General features: G+C 69.9%; 13 protein-coding genes. 6 read left to right on the top strand and 7 right to left on the bottom strand.

Annotation, left to right across the window (positions count from 1 at the left end):
- The first annotated feature begins 37 nt into the window (after positions 1-37).
- Positions 38-526, top strand: coding sequence for a hypothetical protein (locus QMX80_RS09460; protein ID WP_282276668.1), 489 nt, complete (start codon positions 38-40; stop codon positions 524-526).
- A gap of 14 nt (positions 527-540) precedes the next feature.
- Complete coding sequence (locus tag QMX80_RS09455) at positions 541-819, top strand: DUF4031 domain-containing protein (RefSeq protein WP_055770601.1); 279 nt, start codon at positions 541-543, stop codon at positions 817-819.
- 31 nt (positions 820-850) lie between these two features.
- Here QMX80_RS09455 and QMX80_RS09450 read toward each other — a convergent pair whose 3' ends face one another.
- A complete protein-coding gene (locus tag QMX80_RS09450) occupies positions 851-1,393 on the bottom strand; it encodes a hypothetical protein (protein WP_055770603.1) in 543 nt (180 codons plus the stop codon).
- Between the two features lie 119 nt (positions 1,394-1,512).
- Between QMX80_RS09450 and QMX80_RS09445 the strand changes: the two genes are divergently transcribed.
- On the top strand, positions 1,513-1,758 hold the full coding sequence (locus QMX80_RS09445; protein ID WP_055770606.1) for a DUF3297 family protein: 246 nt from the start codon (positions 1,513-1,515) through the stop codon (positions 1,756-1,758).
- A 43-nt stretch (positions 1,759-1,801) separates the two neighbouring features.
- On the opposite strand, the gene QMX80_RS09440 is transcribed toward QMX80_RS09445, so the two are convergent.
- Together QMX80_RS09440 and QMX80_RS09435 are read right to left on the bottom strand one after the other, a co-directional pair.
- The gene (locus tag QMX80_RS09440; protein ID WP_282276666.1) at positions 1,802-3,448 is read right to left on the bottom strand and encodes a Na+/H+ antiporter; all 1,647 of its coding nucleotides are present in this window, start codon (positions 3,446-3,448) and stop codon (positions 1,802-1,804) included.
- A gap of 246 nt (positions 3,449-3,694) precedes the next feature.
- The gene (locus QMX80_RS09435) at positions 3,695-4,486 is read right to left on the bottom strand and encodes a class III extradiol ring-cleavage dioxygenase (RefSeq protein WP_282276665.1); all 792 of its coding nucleotides are present in this window, start codon (positions 4,484-4,486) and stop codon (positions 3,695-3,697) included.
- Between the two features lie 101 nt (positions 4,487-4,587).
- Between QMX80_RS09435 and QMX80_RS09430 the strand changes: the two genes are divergently transcribed.
- Entirely contained in the window at positions 4,588-5,496 is a 909-nt protein-coding gene (locus tag QMX80_RS09430) for a LysR family transcriptional regulator (protein WP_273083014.1), read from the top strand.
- On the opposite strand, the gene QMX80_RS09425 is transcribed toward QMX80_RS09430, so the two are convergent.
- Positions 5,488-7,152, bottom strand: a complete 1,665-nt coding sequence (locus tag QMX80_RS09425) for an EAL domain-containing protein (protein WP_282276664.1) — start codon at positions 7,150-7,152, stop codon at positions 5,488-5,490. The two genes, QMX80_RS09430 and QMX80_RS09425, sit on opposite strands and share 9 nt — an antisense overlap.
- A gap of 1,459 nt (positions 7,153-8,611) precedes the next feature.
- Here QMX80_RS09425 and QMX80_RS09420 point away from each other — a divergent pair.
- Both QMX80_RS09420 and QMX80_RS09415 read left to right on the top strand, forming a co-directional pair.
- Positions 8,612-10,714 carry a M13 family metallopeptidase gene (locus QMX80_RS09420; protein WP_282276663.1) on the top strand — a complete coding sequence of 701 codons (2,103 nt, stop codon included), beginning with the start codon at positions 8,612-8,614 and terminating at the stop codon, positions 10,712-10,714.
- 573 nt (positions 10,715-11,287) lie between these two features.
- Positions 11,288-11,890 (top strand): hypothetical protein, encoded by a 603-nt coding sequence (locus tag QMX80_RS09415; RefSeq protein ID WP_055770624.1) that lies wholly within the window; start codon positions 11,288-11,290, stop codon positions 11,888-11,890.
- 36 nt (positions 11,891-11,926) lie between these two features.
- Here the strand turns inward: QMX80_RS09415 and QMX80_RS09410 are convergent, their stop codons facing one another.
- The 3 genes from QMX80_RS09410 to QMX80_RS09400 are packed head-to-tail and all read right to left on the bottom strand — an operon-like array spanning position 11,927 to position 14,342.
- Complete coding sequence (locus QMX80_RS09410; RefSeq protein ID WP_055770627.1) at positions 11,927-12,271, bottom strand: hypothetical protein; 345 nt, start codon at positions 12,269-12,271, stop codon at positions 11,927-11,929.
- 33 nt (positions 12,272-12,304) lie between these two features.
- Positions 12,305-13,078 (bottom strand): LytTR family DNA-binding domain-containing protein, encoded by a 774-nt coding sequence (locus QMX80_RS09405; RefSeq protein ID WP_282276661.1) that lies wholly within the window; start codon positions 13,076-13,078, stop codon positions 12,305-12,307.
- A complete protein-coding gene (locus tag QMX80_RS09400) occupies positions 13,068-14,342 on the bottom strand; it encodes a histidine kinase (RefSeq protein ID WP_055770633.1) in 1,275 nt (424 codons plus the stop codon). Before QMX80_RS09400 ends, QMX80_RS09405 begins: the two co-directional genes overlap by 11 nt.
- Between the last annotated feature and the right edge of the window lie 178 nt (positions 14,343-14,520).

The raw sequence follows: 14,520 nt of genomic DNA, 5'->3' as shown, positions 1-14,520 counted from the left end.
GCCTACAATGGCGGCCGTTTCCCTTCGTCGAACCCTCATGTCCAAGCAGTCCAAAGCCAAGCGCGACCAGCGCAAGAAGCAGCAGCCCCGCCGCCCGTTCCTGCGCCTGGATGCGCAGCAGCAGGTCCAGAACCATGCCGTGCTGGTGAACGAGGAAGGCCAGGTCGTGGCCGCCATCGGCCTGCAGGGCCGGCAGTGGCTGCTGTCCATCGGCGGCCAGACCATGGGCAACGCCGACAATCCGGTGCCGATGCTGGCCATGCTCAAGCACCTGGCCAACGTGCAGGAGAAGGAAGGCCGCAAGGTCGCCCTGGAGTATTCGGAGCAGCTGCAGCAGCTCATCGATGCCACCGCCGCGGCCGAGGGCAAGAGCGCCGACGACTACCTGGCCAGCCTGGTCGCCGAATTCGAAGGCGTCGAGGGCGAGGAAGCCGCGGCCGTGGCCGACGGCGGCGATGCCGCCGATGAAACCGGCGACACCGAAGCGGCGGCCGACGCCGACGCTGGCGACAAGCCGCAGGCCTGACCTGCGCCGCCGCGGTGACGGTCTATATCGACGATGCGGTACATCCCTGGCGCGGCGAGCGCTGGGCGCATCTGATGGCCGACACCCTGCCCGAGCTGCACGCCATGGCGCAGCAGCTCGGGATTCCGCGGCGGGCCTTCCAGAACCGTCCCAGCGGCGCGCATTACGACGTGCCGGCGCCGCTGCGCGAGACCGCCATCGCCCTGGGCGCGCGCGCCATCTCGCGGCATGACGACCGCGAACTGGTGCGGCGGGTGATCGCCAACGCGCGATCGCAGTACCAGGCCCTGTAGGAGCCTACCCGCGCGGGCTCCTGCAGCAGGATCAGAACGGATCGCTGCCCGGCCGCACTTCCACGCCCAGCAGCGAGCACAGCGCCAGCATCGCCTCGTCGTCGCGGCTCAGCGCGATCCAACCGGCGTAGCCGTCGCCGCCGGTGTTCCAGTTCCACACCGTGTAGCCGTGTTCGCGCAGGCGGTCGTGCGCGGTCGCCATCAGCATGGGCACGTCGATGTCCTGCGCGAAGTCCTCGTCGTCCAGGTCGCCGCCCCAGTCGATGCCCAGGTTCCAGCGCGCGGCCAGCTCGTCGAGCGCGGCAACGAACGAGTCGACGTCCTTCCAGTCCACATGGAAGCCCGCGCGCCAGTCGATGGCGTCCTTCAGGTCCCACAGCCACTGCTCGTCGCCGGCCTCGTCCTCGGCGCCGGCGCGCGCTTCGCGCCAGGCATCGAACTGCTGCAGCGCCGCCTCCTCGTCGCCGGGATTGATCAGCCACAGCAGGTTCCACACCCGCGCCGGATGGTCGTCTTCATCGAAGGTCGGCAGCAGTTCGTCGGAATCCTCGTAATCGGCGCTGTTGTCGGGCATGGGGCTTCTCCGCGGCTTGATGGCGCGCATTCTGCCGCCGCGCACGCGGCAGCGGAAGCCGCAGCGGTTATCCTTGCGTCCCTGAAGCCGGCCACGGTGGCCGTCAACGAACACTCGACATGAGCGATACCCCTCCCGACCGCCTGGCGGTCAACCCCGGCAGCCCGTTCCACGACCCGGCCGCTCTCGAACGCGGCGTCGGCGTGCGCTTCAACGGCATCGAGCGCGATGACGTGGAGGAGTACTCGGTCGGCGAAGGCTGGATCCGCGTCCAGGCCGGCAAGGCCCGCGACCGCCGCGGCAACCCGATGACGCTGAAGATCAACGGCTCGGTCGAGCCGTATTTCCTCGAACTGAACAAGTAAGGCCGGCGGCGCCCCGGGTGGGCGCCATCGCCGTGGCGGCGGCTCAATCCCGCTGGCGGCTTTCCAGCAGGTCCAGGTTGCGGATCAGCTTGCGCGCGACCTCGTCGGGGATCTGCCCGTGCCGGGTCAGGCGGAACAGTTCCTCGCGCTCGGCGGTGAGCCCGGCCGAGCGCAGGCTGCGGTAGGCCTGCTCCATGCGCCGCACCTTCTCCGGATCCTCGTCCGGCCCCTGGCCCTTCTCCAGGTTGCGCTGGTACAGCAGGCTGACCCGCGCCGCGGCATCGTTGTAGAGCTGCACGTTGGTGGTGGTCTGGCCATCCACCAGCTGCTGGCGCGTCTTCTCCACCGCCGCCAGCGCGGCCTTGGAGGACAGTTTGCGGGCCAGGTCCTCCACCCGCCGGCTGTCGTCGTCCTTGGGCAGTTCCAGCCCGCGCAGCAGCCGCGGCAGCAGCAGGCTGGCGCCGAGCAGCGACACCAGGATCACCGAGGCGGCCAGGAAGATCACCAGGTCGCGCGCCGGGAACGGCTCGCCGCCGGGCACCATCAGTGGCAGGGTCAGCACGCCGGCCAGGGTGATGGCGCCGCGCACGCCGGCCACCGACATCGCCAGCACCACCCGCCACGAAGTCTGGCTGGCACGCTCCTCGCCGCGCCAGCGCGCGCGCAGCAGGTTCCAGCGCAGCGACAGCCACACCCACGCCAGGCGCAGCACCACCAGCATCGCGTTGATCGCCAGCACGTAGATCGCCAGCCACCACCATTCGCTGTGGCCGGTTACCGAGATCGTGTCCGCCGCGCGCTGGGCGATGCCCGGCAGCTGCTCGCCCAGCAGCACGAACATGATGCCGTTGAAGCTGAACTGCACCGTGTTCCACACCGCCGCGCGCTGCACGCGCATGCTGCCGCTGATGCGGCCGGTCAGCTCGACATAGCTCATGGTGATGCCGGCGGCGACCGCGGCGAGGATGCCCGAGGCATTGAATTCTTCGGCCAGCAGGTAGGCGGCGAAGGGGATCAGCAGGTTGACCAGCAGCGCCGCGCCCGGCTCCTCGCCGAAGCTGCGCCACAGCCAGCGCTGGAAGGTAGACACGCCCAGGGTCACCGCCACGCCGATGGCCTGGCCGGCGAAAGCCACCCACAGGAAGGTCAGCGAGGCCTGCGCCAGCGAGAAACTGCCGGTCATCACCGCCGCCACCGCGAAGCGGAAGCAGACCAGGCCGGACGCATCGTTGAGCAGCGACTCGCCTTCCAGGATGTGCATCAGTCGCTTGGGAATCGGTACGCGCGAGGCGATGGCGCCCACCGCCACCGGGTCGGTGGGCGAGATGATCGCCGCCAGCGCGAACGCTACCGCCAGCGGCATGGCCGGGATCAGCCAATGGATCAGCAGGCCGGCGCCGACCACGGTGAACACCACCAGGCCGAACGCCAGTTCCAGGATCGCGCCCTTGTCGCGGAACAGGCCCTGCTTGGGGATGCGCCAGCCGTCAAGGAACAGCAGCGGGGGCAGGAACAGCAGGAAGAACATGTCCGGTTCCAGCGCATGGCCGCGCTTGAACACGCCGGAAATCAACGCGCCCAGGCCGATCTGCACCAGCGGCAGCGGCAGGGAGAAGGGCAGGATCCTCACCAGGTAGCCGCTGGCGACTACCGCCACCAGCATCGCCAGAACGACTTCGATCGTGTGCATGCCTCTCCACGAAGTCACCACACTGGCGGCGACGGTTGAACCAACGTGGAAAAACTACCACAGCCCCGCACGGTCGCCGATGACGGCAGCACGCGTTTCGACAGGAACGCGCAGGCCGCGGGCGATGGCGCCGGCCCGCCTGCGGACGGCACGCCCACCGGCAGTGCCGACGCGCGCCTCCCTGCCGCCCTACCCGGCGTCCGTCGGCCCGGCGCGGCGCGCGGCCGGCATGAGGCGTGCGATCTTTCAGGGCGCGCCGTCGAAGCGGTAGATGTCCATCGCCAGGAAGCCCATGTCGATGCCGGCATCGATGCGCTGCGCGCCGAGCCGGTCCGAACCGGCCGCCCCCATCGCGAAATACAGCGGCAGCAGGTGCTCGTCGGTGGGATGCGCCTGTGCGGCGAACGGCGCCTGCCGGCGGTAATCGAGCAGCGCCGGCACGTCGTCGGCGCGCAGCTTCTGCTCCACCCACTGGATGAAGGGGCGCACATACGGCGCCTCCCCGCCCTGCGGGTAGCTGCGCCAGTCGTGCAGGTTGTGGGTGATGCTACCCGAGCCGACCAGCAGCACGCCTTCATCGCGCAGCGGCGCCAGCGCACGGCCCATCGCCAGCTGGTGCGCCGGCCCCAGCGACGGCTGGATCGACAGTTGCAGCACCGGGATGTCGGCCTGCGGGTAGAGGAAGCGCAGCGGCACCCAGGCGCCGTGGTCGAGCCCGCGCCGCGGGTCGATCACCGGCGCCAGGCCGGCCGCGGCCAGCCGCGCCGCCACGTCCTGCGCCAGCTCCGGCGCACCCGGGGCCGGGTACTGCAACTGGTACAGCGCGTCGGGGAAGCCACCGAAATCGTGGATGGTTTCAGGCCGCGCCGGCGCCGACACCATCGGCGCGCGGCCCAGCCAGTGCGCCGAGGCCATCACGATGGCGCGCGGCCGCGGCAGCGCCGCGGCCAGCTCGGCCAGGCGCGGCCCGACCGGGCCCGGTTCCAGCGCGGTCATCGGCGAGCCATGGGAGATATACAGGGACGGAAGGGATTGCATGGCAGTCTCCACGCGGAAGGATCGACGCCGCTCAGGTTATTGCCGCGGCGCGGGGCAACAAATAACCTCGGCCTCAACGTTTTATTGCGGGATCGGAAACAATGGACACCATCGATGCCATGCGGGTGTTCGTCGCGGTGGTCGAGCGCAACGGCTTCAGCGCCGCCGCCGAGGCACTGGACCTGTCCACCGCCGCGGTCACCCGGCAGATCGCCGCGCTGGAAAAGCGCCTGTCCGCACGCCTGCTCAACCGCACCACGCGGCGGGTCAGCCCGACCAGCATCGGCGCCGCCTACTACCAGCGCTGCGTGCAGCTGCTGGCCGAGTTCGACGCGCTGGAGGCCTCGGTGGGCGCACAGGCGCTGCAGCCCTCGGGCCGGCTGCGGATCAACGCGCCGGTCAGCTATGGCATCGCCCGGCTGGCGCCGCTGCTGCCCGGCTATGCCGAACGCCACCCGGACGTCGAACTGGATCTGTCGCTCTCCGACCGCCAGGTGGACATGGTCGAGGAAGGCTTCGACCTGGCCATCCGCATCACCCGCCAGCCGGCGCCTTCGCTGATCGCACGCCGCCTGGCCGAGGCCGCGATCGTGCTGTGCGCCGCACCGGCCTATCTGGCGCGCCATGGCACGCCGGCGCAGCCGGACGATCTGGCGCACCACGCCTGCCTCGCCTATAGCTACTGGGCCGGCGGCGACAGCTGGCAACTACAGGGTCCGCAGGGCGAGGTGAGCGTGCCGGTCAGGGCGCGCATGCGCGCCAACAACGGCGAGGTGCTGCGCGAGGCCGCCATCGCCGGCATGGGCATCATCGCCCAGCCCGATTTCATCGTCGGCCCGGCGCTGGCCGATGGCCGGCTGGTGACGGTGCTGCCGGACTGGCGCCTGCCGCCGGTCGGCATCCATGCGGTCTATGCCAGCCGCAGCCACCTGGCGCCGAAAGTGCGCAGCTTCATCGATTATCTGGTCGGGCAACTCGGCGCGGACGCCACCGCCCCGTCCTCACCCTGAGTCGCGCGCCAGGGCCAGCAGCGCCAGCAGCTCGCGCAACGGCATCGGCCGGCCCAGAAGATAGCCCTGCACGTGGTCGCAGCCGTGCGCGACCAGCCAGTCGAGCTGGCCTTCGGTTTCCACGCCCTCGCCGATCACCACCAGCCCCATGCTGTGGCCCAGCGACAGCAGCGCGCGGCAGATCGCGGCGTTGCGCGGGTTGCGCTCGACGTCGGCGACGAAGGCGCGGTCGATCTTCAGCGAGTCCAGCGCCAGGTGCTGCAGGTAGGACATGCTGGAGAAACCGGTACCGAAGTCGTCCAGCGCCACCGCGATGCCGCTGGCGCTCAGGCTCTCCAGCACCTGCATCGCCTGCGCCGGGTTGCGCATCAGGCTGCTCTCGGTCAGTTCCATCTGCAGCGCGCCGGGCGGCAACCCCAGCGCCTCGACGGCGCGGGTGAACTCGCCGACCAGGTCGCTGTTGAACAACTGCACCGCCGAGACGTTGACCGCGATCGGCAGGCCGGCCCAGCCGTTGTCGGCCAGCACGCGGCCGGCATGGGCGGCGGCGCGGATCACCCAGCGGCCGAGCGCGATGATCTGGCCGGTGTCCTCGCACAGCTGGATGAAGTCCGACGGCGGGATGAAGCTGCCGTCGGGCTGCGGCCAGCGCAGCAGCGCTTCCAGCGCGGCCGGCGAACCGTCGGCGGCATGGCGGATCGGCTGGAAATACAGCTCGAATTCGTCGCGTTCGATGGCCAGGTGGATGCGCCCGGCCAGCTGCAGCCGGTCGGCGTGACGCTGCGCCAGCGCGTGGTCGAAACGCAGCACCACCACGCCGTTCTCGCGGGCGGCGTGGGCCGCCTGCGCCGCGCAGCCCAGCACCAGGTCGGCGCTCGCGCCGTCGCCCGGGCTGTCCGCCACGCCGATGCGCGGTTCCAGCTGGTGGAACGAATCGCGGCCGCGCACCGGTTCGGACACCGCGTCGCGCAGCGCCTCAAGCGCCCGCTGCGGATCGTGTCCGCTGGCGACCGCCAGCACGAAATCCTCCGCCGGCTGGTAGGCCAGCAGGCCATAGCGCGCGCCCAGCGTGGCGAGCCGGGCGACCATCGCCTGCAGGACCTCGTCGCCGGCCTCGCGGCCCAGCGTGTCGGCGACCATCTGCAGCCCGCGCAGCTGCGCGTGGATGATGGTGTAGCCGGCCGCGCCGGCGTCCAGCCGTTCGGCCAGCGCTTCGATCGTCAACAGGCCGGTGCCGGGATGATGGCTGGCGCGCCAGGCCAGGTCGCGCTCGTAGGCCAGCCGCTGGCTGACGTCCTCGGCGAGTACCAGGCAGGCCGGGCGACCATCGAATTCCAGCCGCGCCAGATGTCCCAGCACCTCGAACAGGCCGCCGTCGCGGCGCCGGTGCATGCGTACCCGCGGCACGGGCGGACCGCCGTCCCTGGACTCTTCCAGCGTGCGCTGGATTTCCTCCCATCCATCTTCCGGGCGTATGTCCAGGATGGTCATGGCGAGGAATTCCTCGCGACTGTAGCCGTACTGGTCGATCGCGGCCTGGTTCACCTCCAGGAACTGCAGCGTGGCCAGGTCGAAGATCCAGAACGGCGCCGGATTGCGGTCGAACACGAGACGGAACTGGTGCTCGGCGCGCTGCACGCGCGCTTCGTTGCGCACCCGCTCGGTCCTGCTGGCGCAGCCAGGGGCGGTCTTCCTCGTGCACATGCGCATAGAAGTCCTCCAGGCGGGCCTGCCGCGCCGGCAGCGCGAACATCCGCCGGGTCAGCGCCGACCAGCGCAGGGTTCCGCCCTTCCTGTCGATCGACCACGTACCCACCTTGCCGACCTGGTGGGCCAGCGCCAGCTCCGCCGCGCCCGTGCGCAGCTCCTCGGCCAGCCGCGCCTGGCGCAGCGCGCCGCGGCGCATGCTGCCGTATAGGTAGACGAACCCGCACAGATACAGCAGGTAGATGCCGGTGGCGACATAGAAGTAGGTACGCCACGGCGCCATGACCTCGTCATAGGACAGGCCCGCGAACAGCACCAGCGGATAGTCGCGCGGCGCGCTCACCGCGACCACCCGGCGCACGCCATCCATCGGGCTGTCCGCCACGCCCAGCGCCTGCACCTGGTCCGACACCTGCGGCCGGTGCATCGGTCGCGGCAGCCGCCGCTCCACCGCCGACGGGTCCAGGCTGTGCGCCAGCAGTTCGCCGTGGCGGCTGCTGATCGATACCACGCCGCTGCGGCCGGTATCCAAGCCGCTGACCACGCGCTGGAATACCCCCAGGCGCACGCGCGCCAGCAGCCATTGGCCGGGCTGCACCGGCACCGCGGTCAACGCTACCCGGCCGCCGCCGGGGAGCGTTTCCATTCCGCCGACGTACAACTCGCCGGCCAGCACCCGGTTCGCCGGCACCGCCCATCGCGCAAGCGTCGGATCGCCAGCGCCCTCGGTCACCGGCATGCCGGCGTCATCGACCAGGGTGATCGCGGCCAGGTCGGTATTGCGTTCGAGCGTGCCGCGGATGCTGGCCTCCAGCAATGCCGGCGCCCGCTCCGGCACCTGCCGGTAATACTCGCGTCCGTCGCGGGCGGCGCCGCGCAGCGCGCGTTCCATCGTGGTCAGTTCCGCCCGCAGCAGCCGGTCGCTGCCGGTCGCCAGCGCCATGCTCTGGCGCTGCGCCGCCTGCAGGCGGCTGCCGCGATCGTTCCACAGCATGATCACCAGCGTCGCAGCCAGCAGCAGCGCGATCACGATCCCGAAAGCGGCGACCTGGCGCAGCGGTTGGCTCATGTCCCGGTGCATCGGCACCTTCCCTGCGTCAGCATTCGGTCTGCATGCATGGTCTCGTTCGTCGTCGTCCGCCGTGCCATCGGAAACCATGGGCCGCAGCCGCCTGCCGGGCTCGCGCAGGACGGCACATGCGCAACGCGGTTCCCGCCTTCCCCGGGAGCCGCCATCGATGTCCGCTTCACAGCATGCAGTACAAACGCCCCCGACGGGAAGACTTGCGCGCAGCCCAGGTTCCATCGCCGCATATCCCTGGCGCGGGAACAAGTGCCGGAATCGGGAGCGCGCGCCCCTGTGCACAGGACTAGACTGCCGGTTCCATCCCAGATTTCCGGAGCCGCCATGGCCCTGCAACGTTCGATCCTTGCACTCGCCCTTGGTGCCGCGCTGTCGCTGAGCGGCTGCGGCGGCGACAAGGTTCCCGCCGAAAACAACGCCACCTCCACGCCCCCCGCCGCAACCGCCGCCAAGGCGCAGCTGGGCAGCTTCGGCTTCGACGTCTCCGGCATGGACCGCAGCGTGGCCGCCGGCGACAACTTCTTCGACTTCGCCAACGGCCAGTGGGTGCAGCGCACCGAGATCCCGGCCGACCGTTCCAGTTTCGGCAGCTTCAACGTGATCCACGAGAAGACCCTGGCCGATACCCGCGCGATCATGGAGGAAGCCGGCAAGGCCGGCGACGGCGAGGCGCGCAAGATCGGCGACTACTACGCCGCGTTCATGGACGAGGCCGGCATCGAGGCGCGCGGTGCGGCACCGGTGCAGCCGCAGCTGCAGGCCATCGCCGGCATCGCCGACCGGCAGGCGCTTGCCCGTGCGCTGGGCGCCAGCCTGCGCGCCGACGTGGACCTGCTCAACGCCACCAACTTCTACACGCCGCACCTGTTCGGCGTGTGGGTATCGGTGGACCTGCTGCAGCCGGACCGCAACGTGCCCTACCTGGTGCAGGGCGGCCTGGGCATGCCGGACCGCGACTTCTACCTGGAAGGCGGGCGCATGGCCGAACTGCGCAAGGCCTATGAAGGCCATGTCGCCCGGCTGCTGGAGCTGTCCGGCGACGCCGACGCCGCGGGCAAGGCCGCGCGCATCGTCGCGCTGGAGACCAAGATCGCCCGCGCCCACGCCACCCAGGAAGAAACCAACGACGTCGAGAAGGGCGCCAACGCCTGGAAGCAGGCCGATCTCGCTGCGCGGGCGCCGGGCATGGACTGGGCCGCGTTCCTCGATGCGGCCGGCCTGTCGGCGCAGCAGGACTTCATCGTCTGGCAGCCGAAGGCAGTGACCGGGCTGTCCAGGCTGGTCGCCAGCGAGCCGCTGGAGGTCTGGAAGGACTATCTCGCCTTCCACGCGCTGGACGAAGCCGCGCCCTACCTGCCCAAGGCCTTCGCCGACGCGCATTTCGCCTTCCACGGCACCGCGATGAGCGGCACCCCGCAGCAGAGCGAGCGCTGGAAGCGCGCCGTCGGCGAGACCAACAACGCCATCGGCGAGGCGGTCGGCAAGATCTACGTCGAGCGCCACTTCGACGCCACCACCAAGGCCCGCGCCGACGAGATGGCGAAGAACATCATCGCCGCCTTCGCCAAGCGCATCGACGCGCTGGAATGGATGTCGCCGGAGACCAAGGCGCACGCCAAGGCCAAGGTCGCCGGGCTCAAGGTCGACATGGGCTATCCGGGCAAGTGGCGCGATTACGGCGCACTGGAAGTGAAGCGCGACGACGCGCTGGGCAACGCGCAGCGCGCTTCGCTGTTCGAGTACCGGCGCAACGTCGCCAAGCTCGGCCAGCCGGTGGACCACAGCGAGTGGGCGATGCTGCCGCAGACCATCAACGCGATGAACGTGCCGCTGGAAAACCGCCTGGTGTTCCCGGCCGCGATCCTGCAGGCGCCGTTCTTCGATGGCGCGGCCGACGATGCGGTCAACTACGGCGCCATCGGCGCGGTGATCGGCCATGAGATCAGCCACGGCTTCGACAACGCCGGCGCGCTGTTCGACGAGACCGGCAAGCTGCACAACTGGTGGACGGCCCAGGACCTGAAGCAGTTCAACGCCGCCGGCGACGCGCTGGCCGCGCAGTTCAGCAGCTACGAGCCGTTCCCCGGCGTGCACGTCAACGGCCGCCTGACCCTGGGCGAGAACATCGCCGACGTGGCCGGGCTGGCGACCGCGCACGATGCCTACCTGATGTCGCAGCAGGGCAAGCCGGCGCAGGACCTGGAGGGCTTCACCCCGGACCAGCGCTTCTTCCTCGGCTTCGCCCAGGCCTGGCGCAGCAAGATGCGCGAGCAGGCCCTGCGCAATTCGCTGCTGACCAACGTGCACGCGCCTGGCCAGTTCCGCACCCTGACCGTGCGCAACCTCGATGCGTGGTATCCGGCCTTCGAGGTCAAGGAAGGGCAGAAGCTCTACCTGGCCCCGGACAAGCGGGTCAAGGTCTGGTAACGATCCGCCTGCCGGCGGATGGAAAACGGGCGCTGCGGCGCCCGTTTTCTTTTAAGCGCCGGGCACCGCATTCCGTGGTGTCGGGTAGCGCCCGGCGGGGGCTTGATCGGCAAGGCTCCAGCGGGGCGTTGCCCCGCTCTACAAGGCTGCACGATTTCCGCAGCGCCTTCTGACGCCTCCCCACGATGTGTGTAGCGCCGGGCAGCGCCCGGCGGGGTTTGCCCGGCGATGCTCCCGCGCGGCGTTGCCCCGCTCTACCGAACGGTGGGGCGCCTGCGCGCGCATGCGCCGGCGATGCTCCGGCCGCGTGCCGCTCGCGTGTCCTTTGGGTCAGATCCCTGCATCGTGTGCGGATGCAGCATGCGGCCGCGTTTTAGATTTCGCTTTCCGGGGCTTGCGTGATGACGCGGCGCAAAAAACCAGCGCGGCGGCGGAGGACAGCCCTCGCCCGGCCGCCCGGTTTTCGCATCGCCCCTATTGCCACGCCGCATGAAAGTGCTAGAACTGGAAGCGCCAGATCGTTCCACGCCACATCCGTCGCTCGTTCCAGCCAGTTTCTGCAAGGAGCTCCACATGATCGCGTTGTTCAAGGGTTTGGGTTTGTTGCTGCAAGACAATGAGCTGTACGGCAGTCCGTTCGAGAAGCAGGTCGAGCACTGGAAGAACCTGAGCGACGAGCAGATCCGCGACGAGGTCTCGATACTGGCCAAGGCCAAGTGCCAGTGGCTGATGGCGTCCATCGTGCTCTGGCAGGCGTCCTCGCTGCTGATCCTGGGGCTGATCACCAATTACCTTTGGCGCGACGATTTCCACATCACCTTCACCCGCGTGGTCATCGTGTTCGGCTCGTGGGTGTCGATCCTGTTCGTGATCTGGTTCATGGCCAACATGTTCGACCACACCGCCGGCTTCGAGCGCTGGATGAAGGCCTTCAACAGCCGCGCCCGCATCAGTTCCGACGCCGACAGCGTGGAGACCGTGGCCGATGCGCTGGAAATGGCCCGGCACTACCCGGAAGTGCTGGACTACAAGCAGGCGGTGGCCGCCCGGCGCGAGCTGCGCCACGAGGACATCCGCATCATGCGCGAACTGGGCCGCATGCGGCAGCACTCGGAACTGGTCGGCAAGCTCAACCACATCGGCGACGACGGGCTGCGCCTGCAGCCGGCGTTCTGAGCTTTCCGCTCCAGAGCTCTTCCCGCAACGCCGCGCTCAGTCGCGGCGTTGCGCTTTGCGGGCCTGCACCTGCTGGCCGAAGCCGGCCGGCAGCCCCTGTACGTCGCGCACGCTGCCGACCACCACGCTGAAATCGTCCAGCGCCTGGCGCTGGCACAGCTCGCCGGCACCCTCGTCCCGGCAGTGTTCCCGGTACAGCCGGTAGAAGCAGTTGCCGCTCTCGCTCTGCAGGCACTGGAAGCGGGCATGGTCGCCGGACACCGTGGTGCGGCTGAGCACGGCCGCCTCGCCGCTGACGCGCACGATCGACGTCTGCCCCGGCGGTTCGCGGTAGCCCAGCATCGCCAGCAGGCTGCCGAGCAGGAAAGTCAGGTACTGCATGGCACTTCTCCTTGTACGGCCGCAGGCAGGGAGTCACATGCCGCGGAACAGGCTCATGAACGGTTGGCTGACCACCAGCGTCTCGCTGCGGTCCTTCAGCCGCAGCACGCCGCGCCCGCTGTCGTCGCGGCTCACCGCCGCCACCGCCTTCATGTTGACGATGGTGGAGCGGTGCACCTGGCGGAAGCACTGCGGGTCAAGCGCCTGCGCCAGTTCGCGCAGCGAGCTGCGCAGCAGCAGTTCCTCGCCGGCGGTGACCACCGCGGTGTATTTGCTGTCGGCGCGGAAATACAGCACCTCCTCCAGCATCACCAGCCGGGTCTCGCGGCCGTTGCTGGCGGTGATCCAGGCCAGCGGCGGCGCGTCGGTCTTCCCGGCCGGCCGCCGCGCCAGCTGTTCCAGCAGCTGGTCCAGCAGGCGCCGGTCCGGTGTGCCGGACTGCAGCCGCGCGAGCAGGCGCTGGCGGGTGGCCAGCAGGCGCTCGTCGGCCACCGGCTTGAGCAGGTAGTCGACCGCGCCGCGCTCGAAGGCGTCGATGGCGTATTGGTCGTAGGCGGTGATGAACACCACCTGGGTCTGCGGGCTGAGGGTTTCCAGCGCCCGCGCCACGTCGATGCCGGTGACGCCAGGCATGCGGATGTCGAGGAAGGCCAGGTCCGGCTTCAAGGTTTCCAGCGCTTCCAGCGCGGCGGCGCCGTCCTCGCACTCGGCGACGATGCGCAGCTCCGGCCACAGCCGCTGCAGCTGCGCGGCCAACGCCTGGCGCAGCAGCGGTTCGTCCTCGGCGATCAGGGCATCAAGATGCATGGGGCAGCTCCGGCAGCCGCGGAACGACCGGCGGCACGGTGTTCGCGCGCGGCAGCGTCAGCGTCGCGGCGGCGCCGCTGGGGAAGTTGGAGACCAGGGCGAAGGCCGCCTCCGGCCCGCAGGTCAGGCGCAGGCGCTCGCGCAGGTTCTTCAGGCCGATGCCGGTACCGCTGCTGGTGCCGCCGAAGCCCTGCCCGTCGTCGGCCACGGTGAGGTTGACCAGGCCATCGGATTCGCGCGCCAGCAACCAGATCGTGCCGCCGCCGGGCTTGGGTTCCAGCCCATGCTTGATCGCGTTCTCGACCAGGGTCTGCAGCGCCATCGACGGCAGCGCGACATCGTGCAGGGATTCGGGCACGTCGATCTGCAGTGCCAGCCGGGCGCCCATGCGGATGCGCAGGATCTCCAGATAGGCCTGTACCCGCTCCAGTTCCTGCCCCAGCGTGGATACCGACTGGTCGATGCCCGGCAGCGAACTGCGCAGGTACTGGATCAGGTGGCCGAGCATGCGGTCGGCGCGTTCGGGATCGGTGCGGGTCAGCACCTGCGCGTTGGCCAGCGTGTTGTAGAGGAAATGCGGCTCGACCTGCGCGTGCAGCAGGTTCAGCCGCGCCACGCTCAGTTCCTTCTCGGCCTCGGTGCGCGCGGCCGATTCGCGCTCGTCGCGGCGCTGCTCGGCCACGCGCCGGCTCAGCGCGCGGCTGACCGCTTCGGCGTTCTCGTGGTTGCTGCCCTCGTCGGCCATCAGCAGGTCGACCCAGGCGCCGGCCTCCGGCTCGAACAGCAGGGTCACGCTGCTGGTGCCCTGGCCCGGCGTCACCGTCGCCGACACCTGGTTGCGCTTGACCGTCAGCCACGAACGCGGATTCCAGCGCGATGGCGGGCTCATGTTGTAGGGGTCGACACGGCCCAGCTTGGCGCGCAGCTGCAGGCTGCCGGGCGAGCTCTCCACGTCGGTGACCCGCGGCAACCCGGTGATCACCGACTCCACCAGCGCGAACGCCTGCCCGGCATCCAGCGGCAGTTCGATCTGGCGTCGCTGGCGGCTGGCCAGGCTGTCGTGGTCCAGGCGGCCGGCCACCAGCTTGACCCGATGCAGGTGGCTGGCGGTATTGACCGCGGCCATCACCAGCGAGCCGATCACCAGCAACGCGAACACCGTGCCCGGATCGCCGAACACATGCGCCCATACGATGCCCAGCGCGACCAGCGCCAGCACCCAGGCAATCAGGATGCGGAGGCAGAACCACAGGCTGGCGATCATCGAATCTTCCCCCGCTGGACAGTGGCGCCGAGCATAGGCGCTGGGTGGCCGCATACAAGCGGTATGCGACGAAGACGGGAATCGGGGGGACGAACGACAGCGACGCCGGCCGGAAACGCGGGCCCCCCCCCCGGGCGGGCGCGGGCGCCCCCGCGGCCCCCCCCCCCCCGGCGGGGGG

Source organism: Stenotrophomonas sp. PS02297 (assembly GCF_029959705.1).
Classification (GTDB): Bacteria; Pseudomonadota; Gammaproteobacteria; order Xanthomonadales; family Xanthomonadaceae; genus Stenotrophomonas; species Stenotrophomonas nitritireducens.
Note: the sequence above shows the minus strand (reverse complement) of the source record. Positions and strands in the feature narration are given on the sequence as shown.

What these genes read in the sequence shown, in the direction of transcription:
- QMX80_RS09405 (WP_282276661.1), bottom strand. Translation starts at nt 13,078, where the DNA reads ATGCATCTTGATGCCCTGATCGCCGAGGACGAACCGCTGCTGCGCCAG.
- QMX80_RS09450 (WP_055770603.1), bottom strand. Translation starts at nt 1,393, where the DNA reads ATGCCCGACAACAGCGCCGATTACGAGGATTCCGACGAACTGCTGCCG.
- QMX80_RS09430 (WP_273083014.1), top strand. Translation starts at nt 4,588, where the DNA reads ATGGACACCATCGATGCCATGCGGGTGTTCGTCGCGGTGGTCGAGCGC.
- QMX80_RS09435 (WP_282276665.1), bottom strand. Translation starts at nt 4,486, where the DNA reads ATGCAATCCCTTCCGTCCCTGTATATCTCCCATGGCTCGCCGATGACC.
- QMX80_RS09445 (WP_055770606.1), top strand. Translation starts at nt 1,513, where the DNA reads ATGAGCGATACCCCTCCCGACCGCCTGGCGGTCAACCCCGGCAGCCCG.
- QMX80_RS09415 (WP_055770624.1), top strand. Translation starts at nt 11,288, where the DNA reads ATGATCGCGTTGTTCAAGGGTTTGGGTTTGTTGCTGCAAGACAATGAG.
- QMX80_RS09410 (WP_055770627.1), bottom strand. Translation starts at nt 12,271, where the DNA reads ATGCAGTACCTGACTTTCCTGCTCGGCAGCCTGCTGGCGATGCTGGGC.
- QMX80_RS09400 (WP_055770633.1), bottom strand. Translation starts at nt 14,342, where the DNA reads ATGATCGCCAGCCTGTGGTTCTGCCTCCGCATCCTGATTGCCTGGGTG.
- QMX80_RS09460 (WP_282276668.1), top strand. Translation starts at nt 38, where the DNA reads ATGTCCAAGCAGTCCAAAGCCAAGCGCGACCAGCGCAAGAAGCAGCAG.
- QMX80_RS09440 (WP_282276666.1), bottom strand. Translation starts at nt 3,448, where the DNA reads ATGCACACGATCGAAGTCGTTCTGGCGATGCTGGTGGCGGTAGTCGCC.
- QMX80_RS09420 (WP_282276663.1), top strand. Translation starts at nt 8,612, where the DNA reads ATGGCCCTGCAACGTTCGATCCTTGCACTCGCCCTTGGTGCCGCGCTG.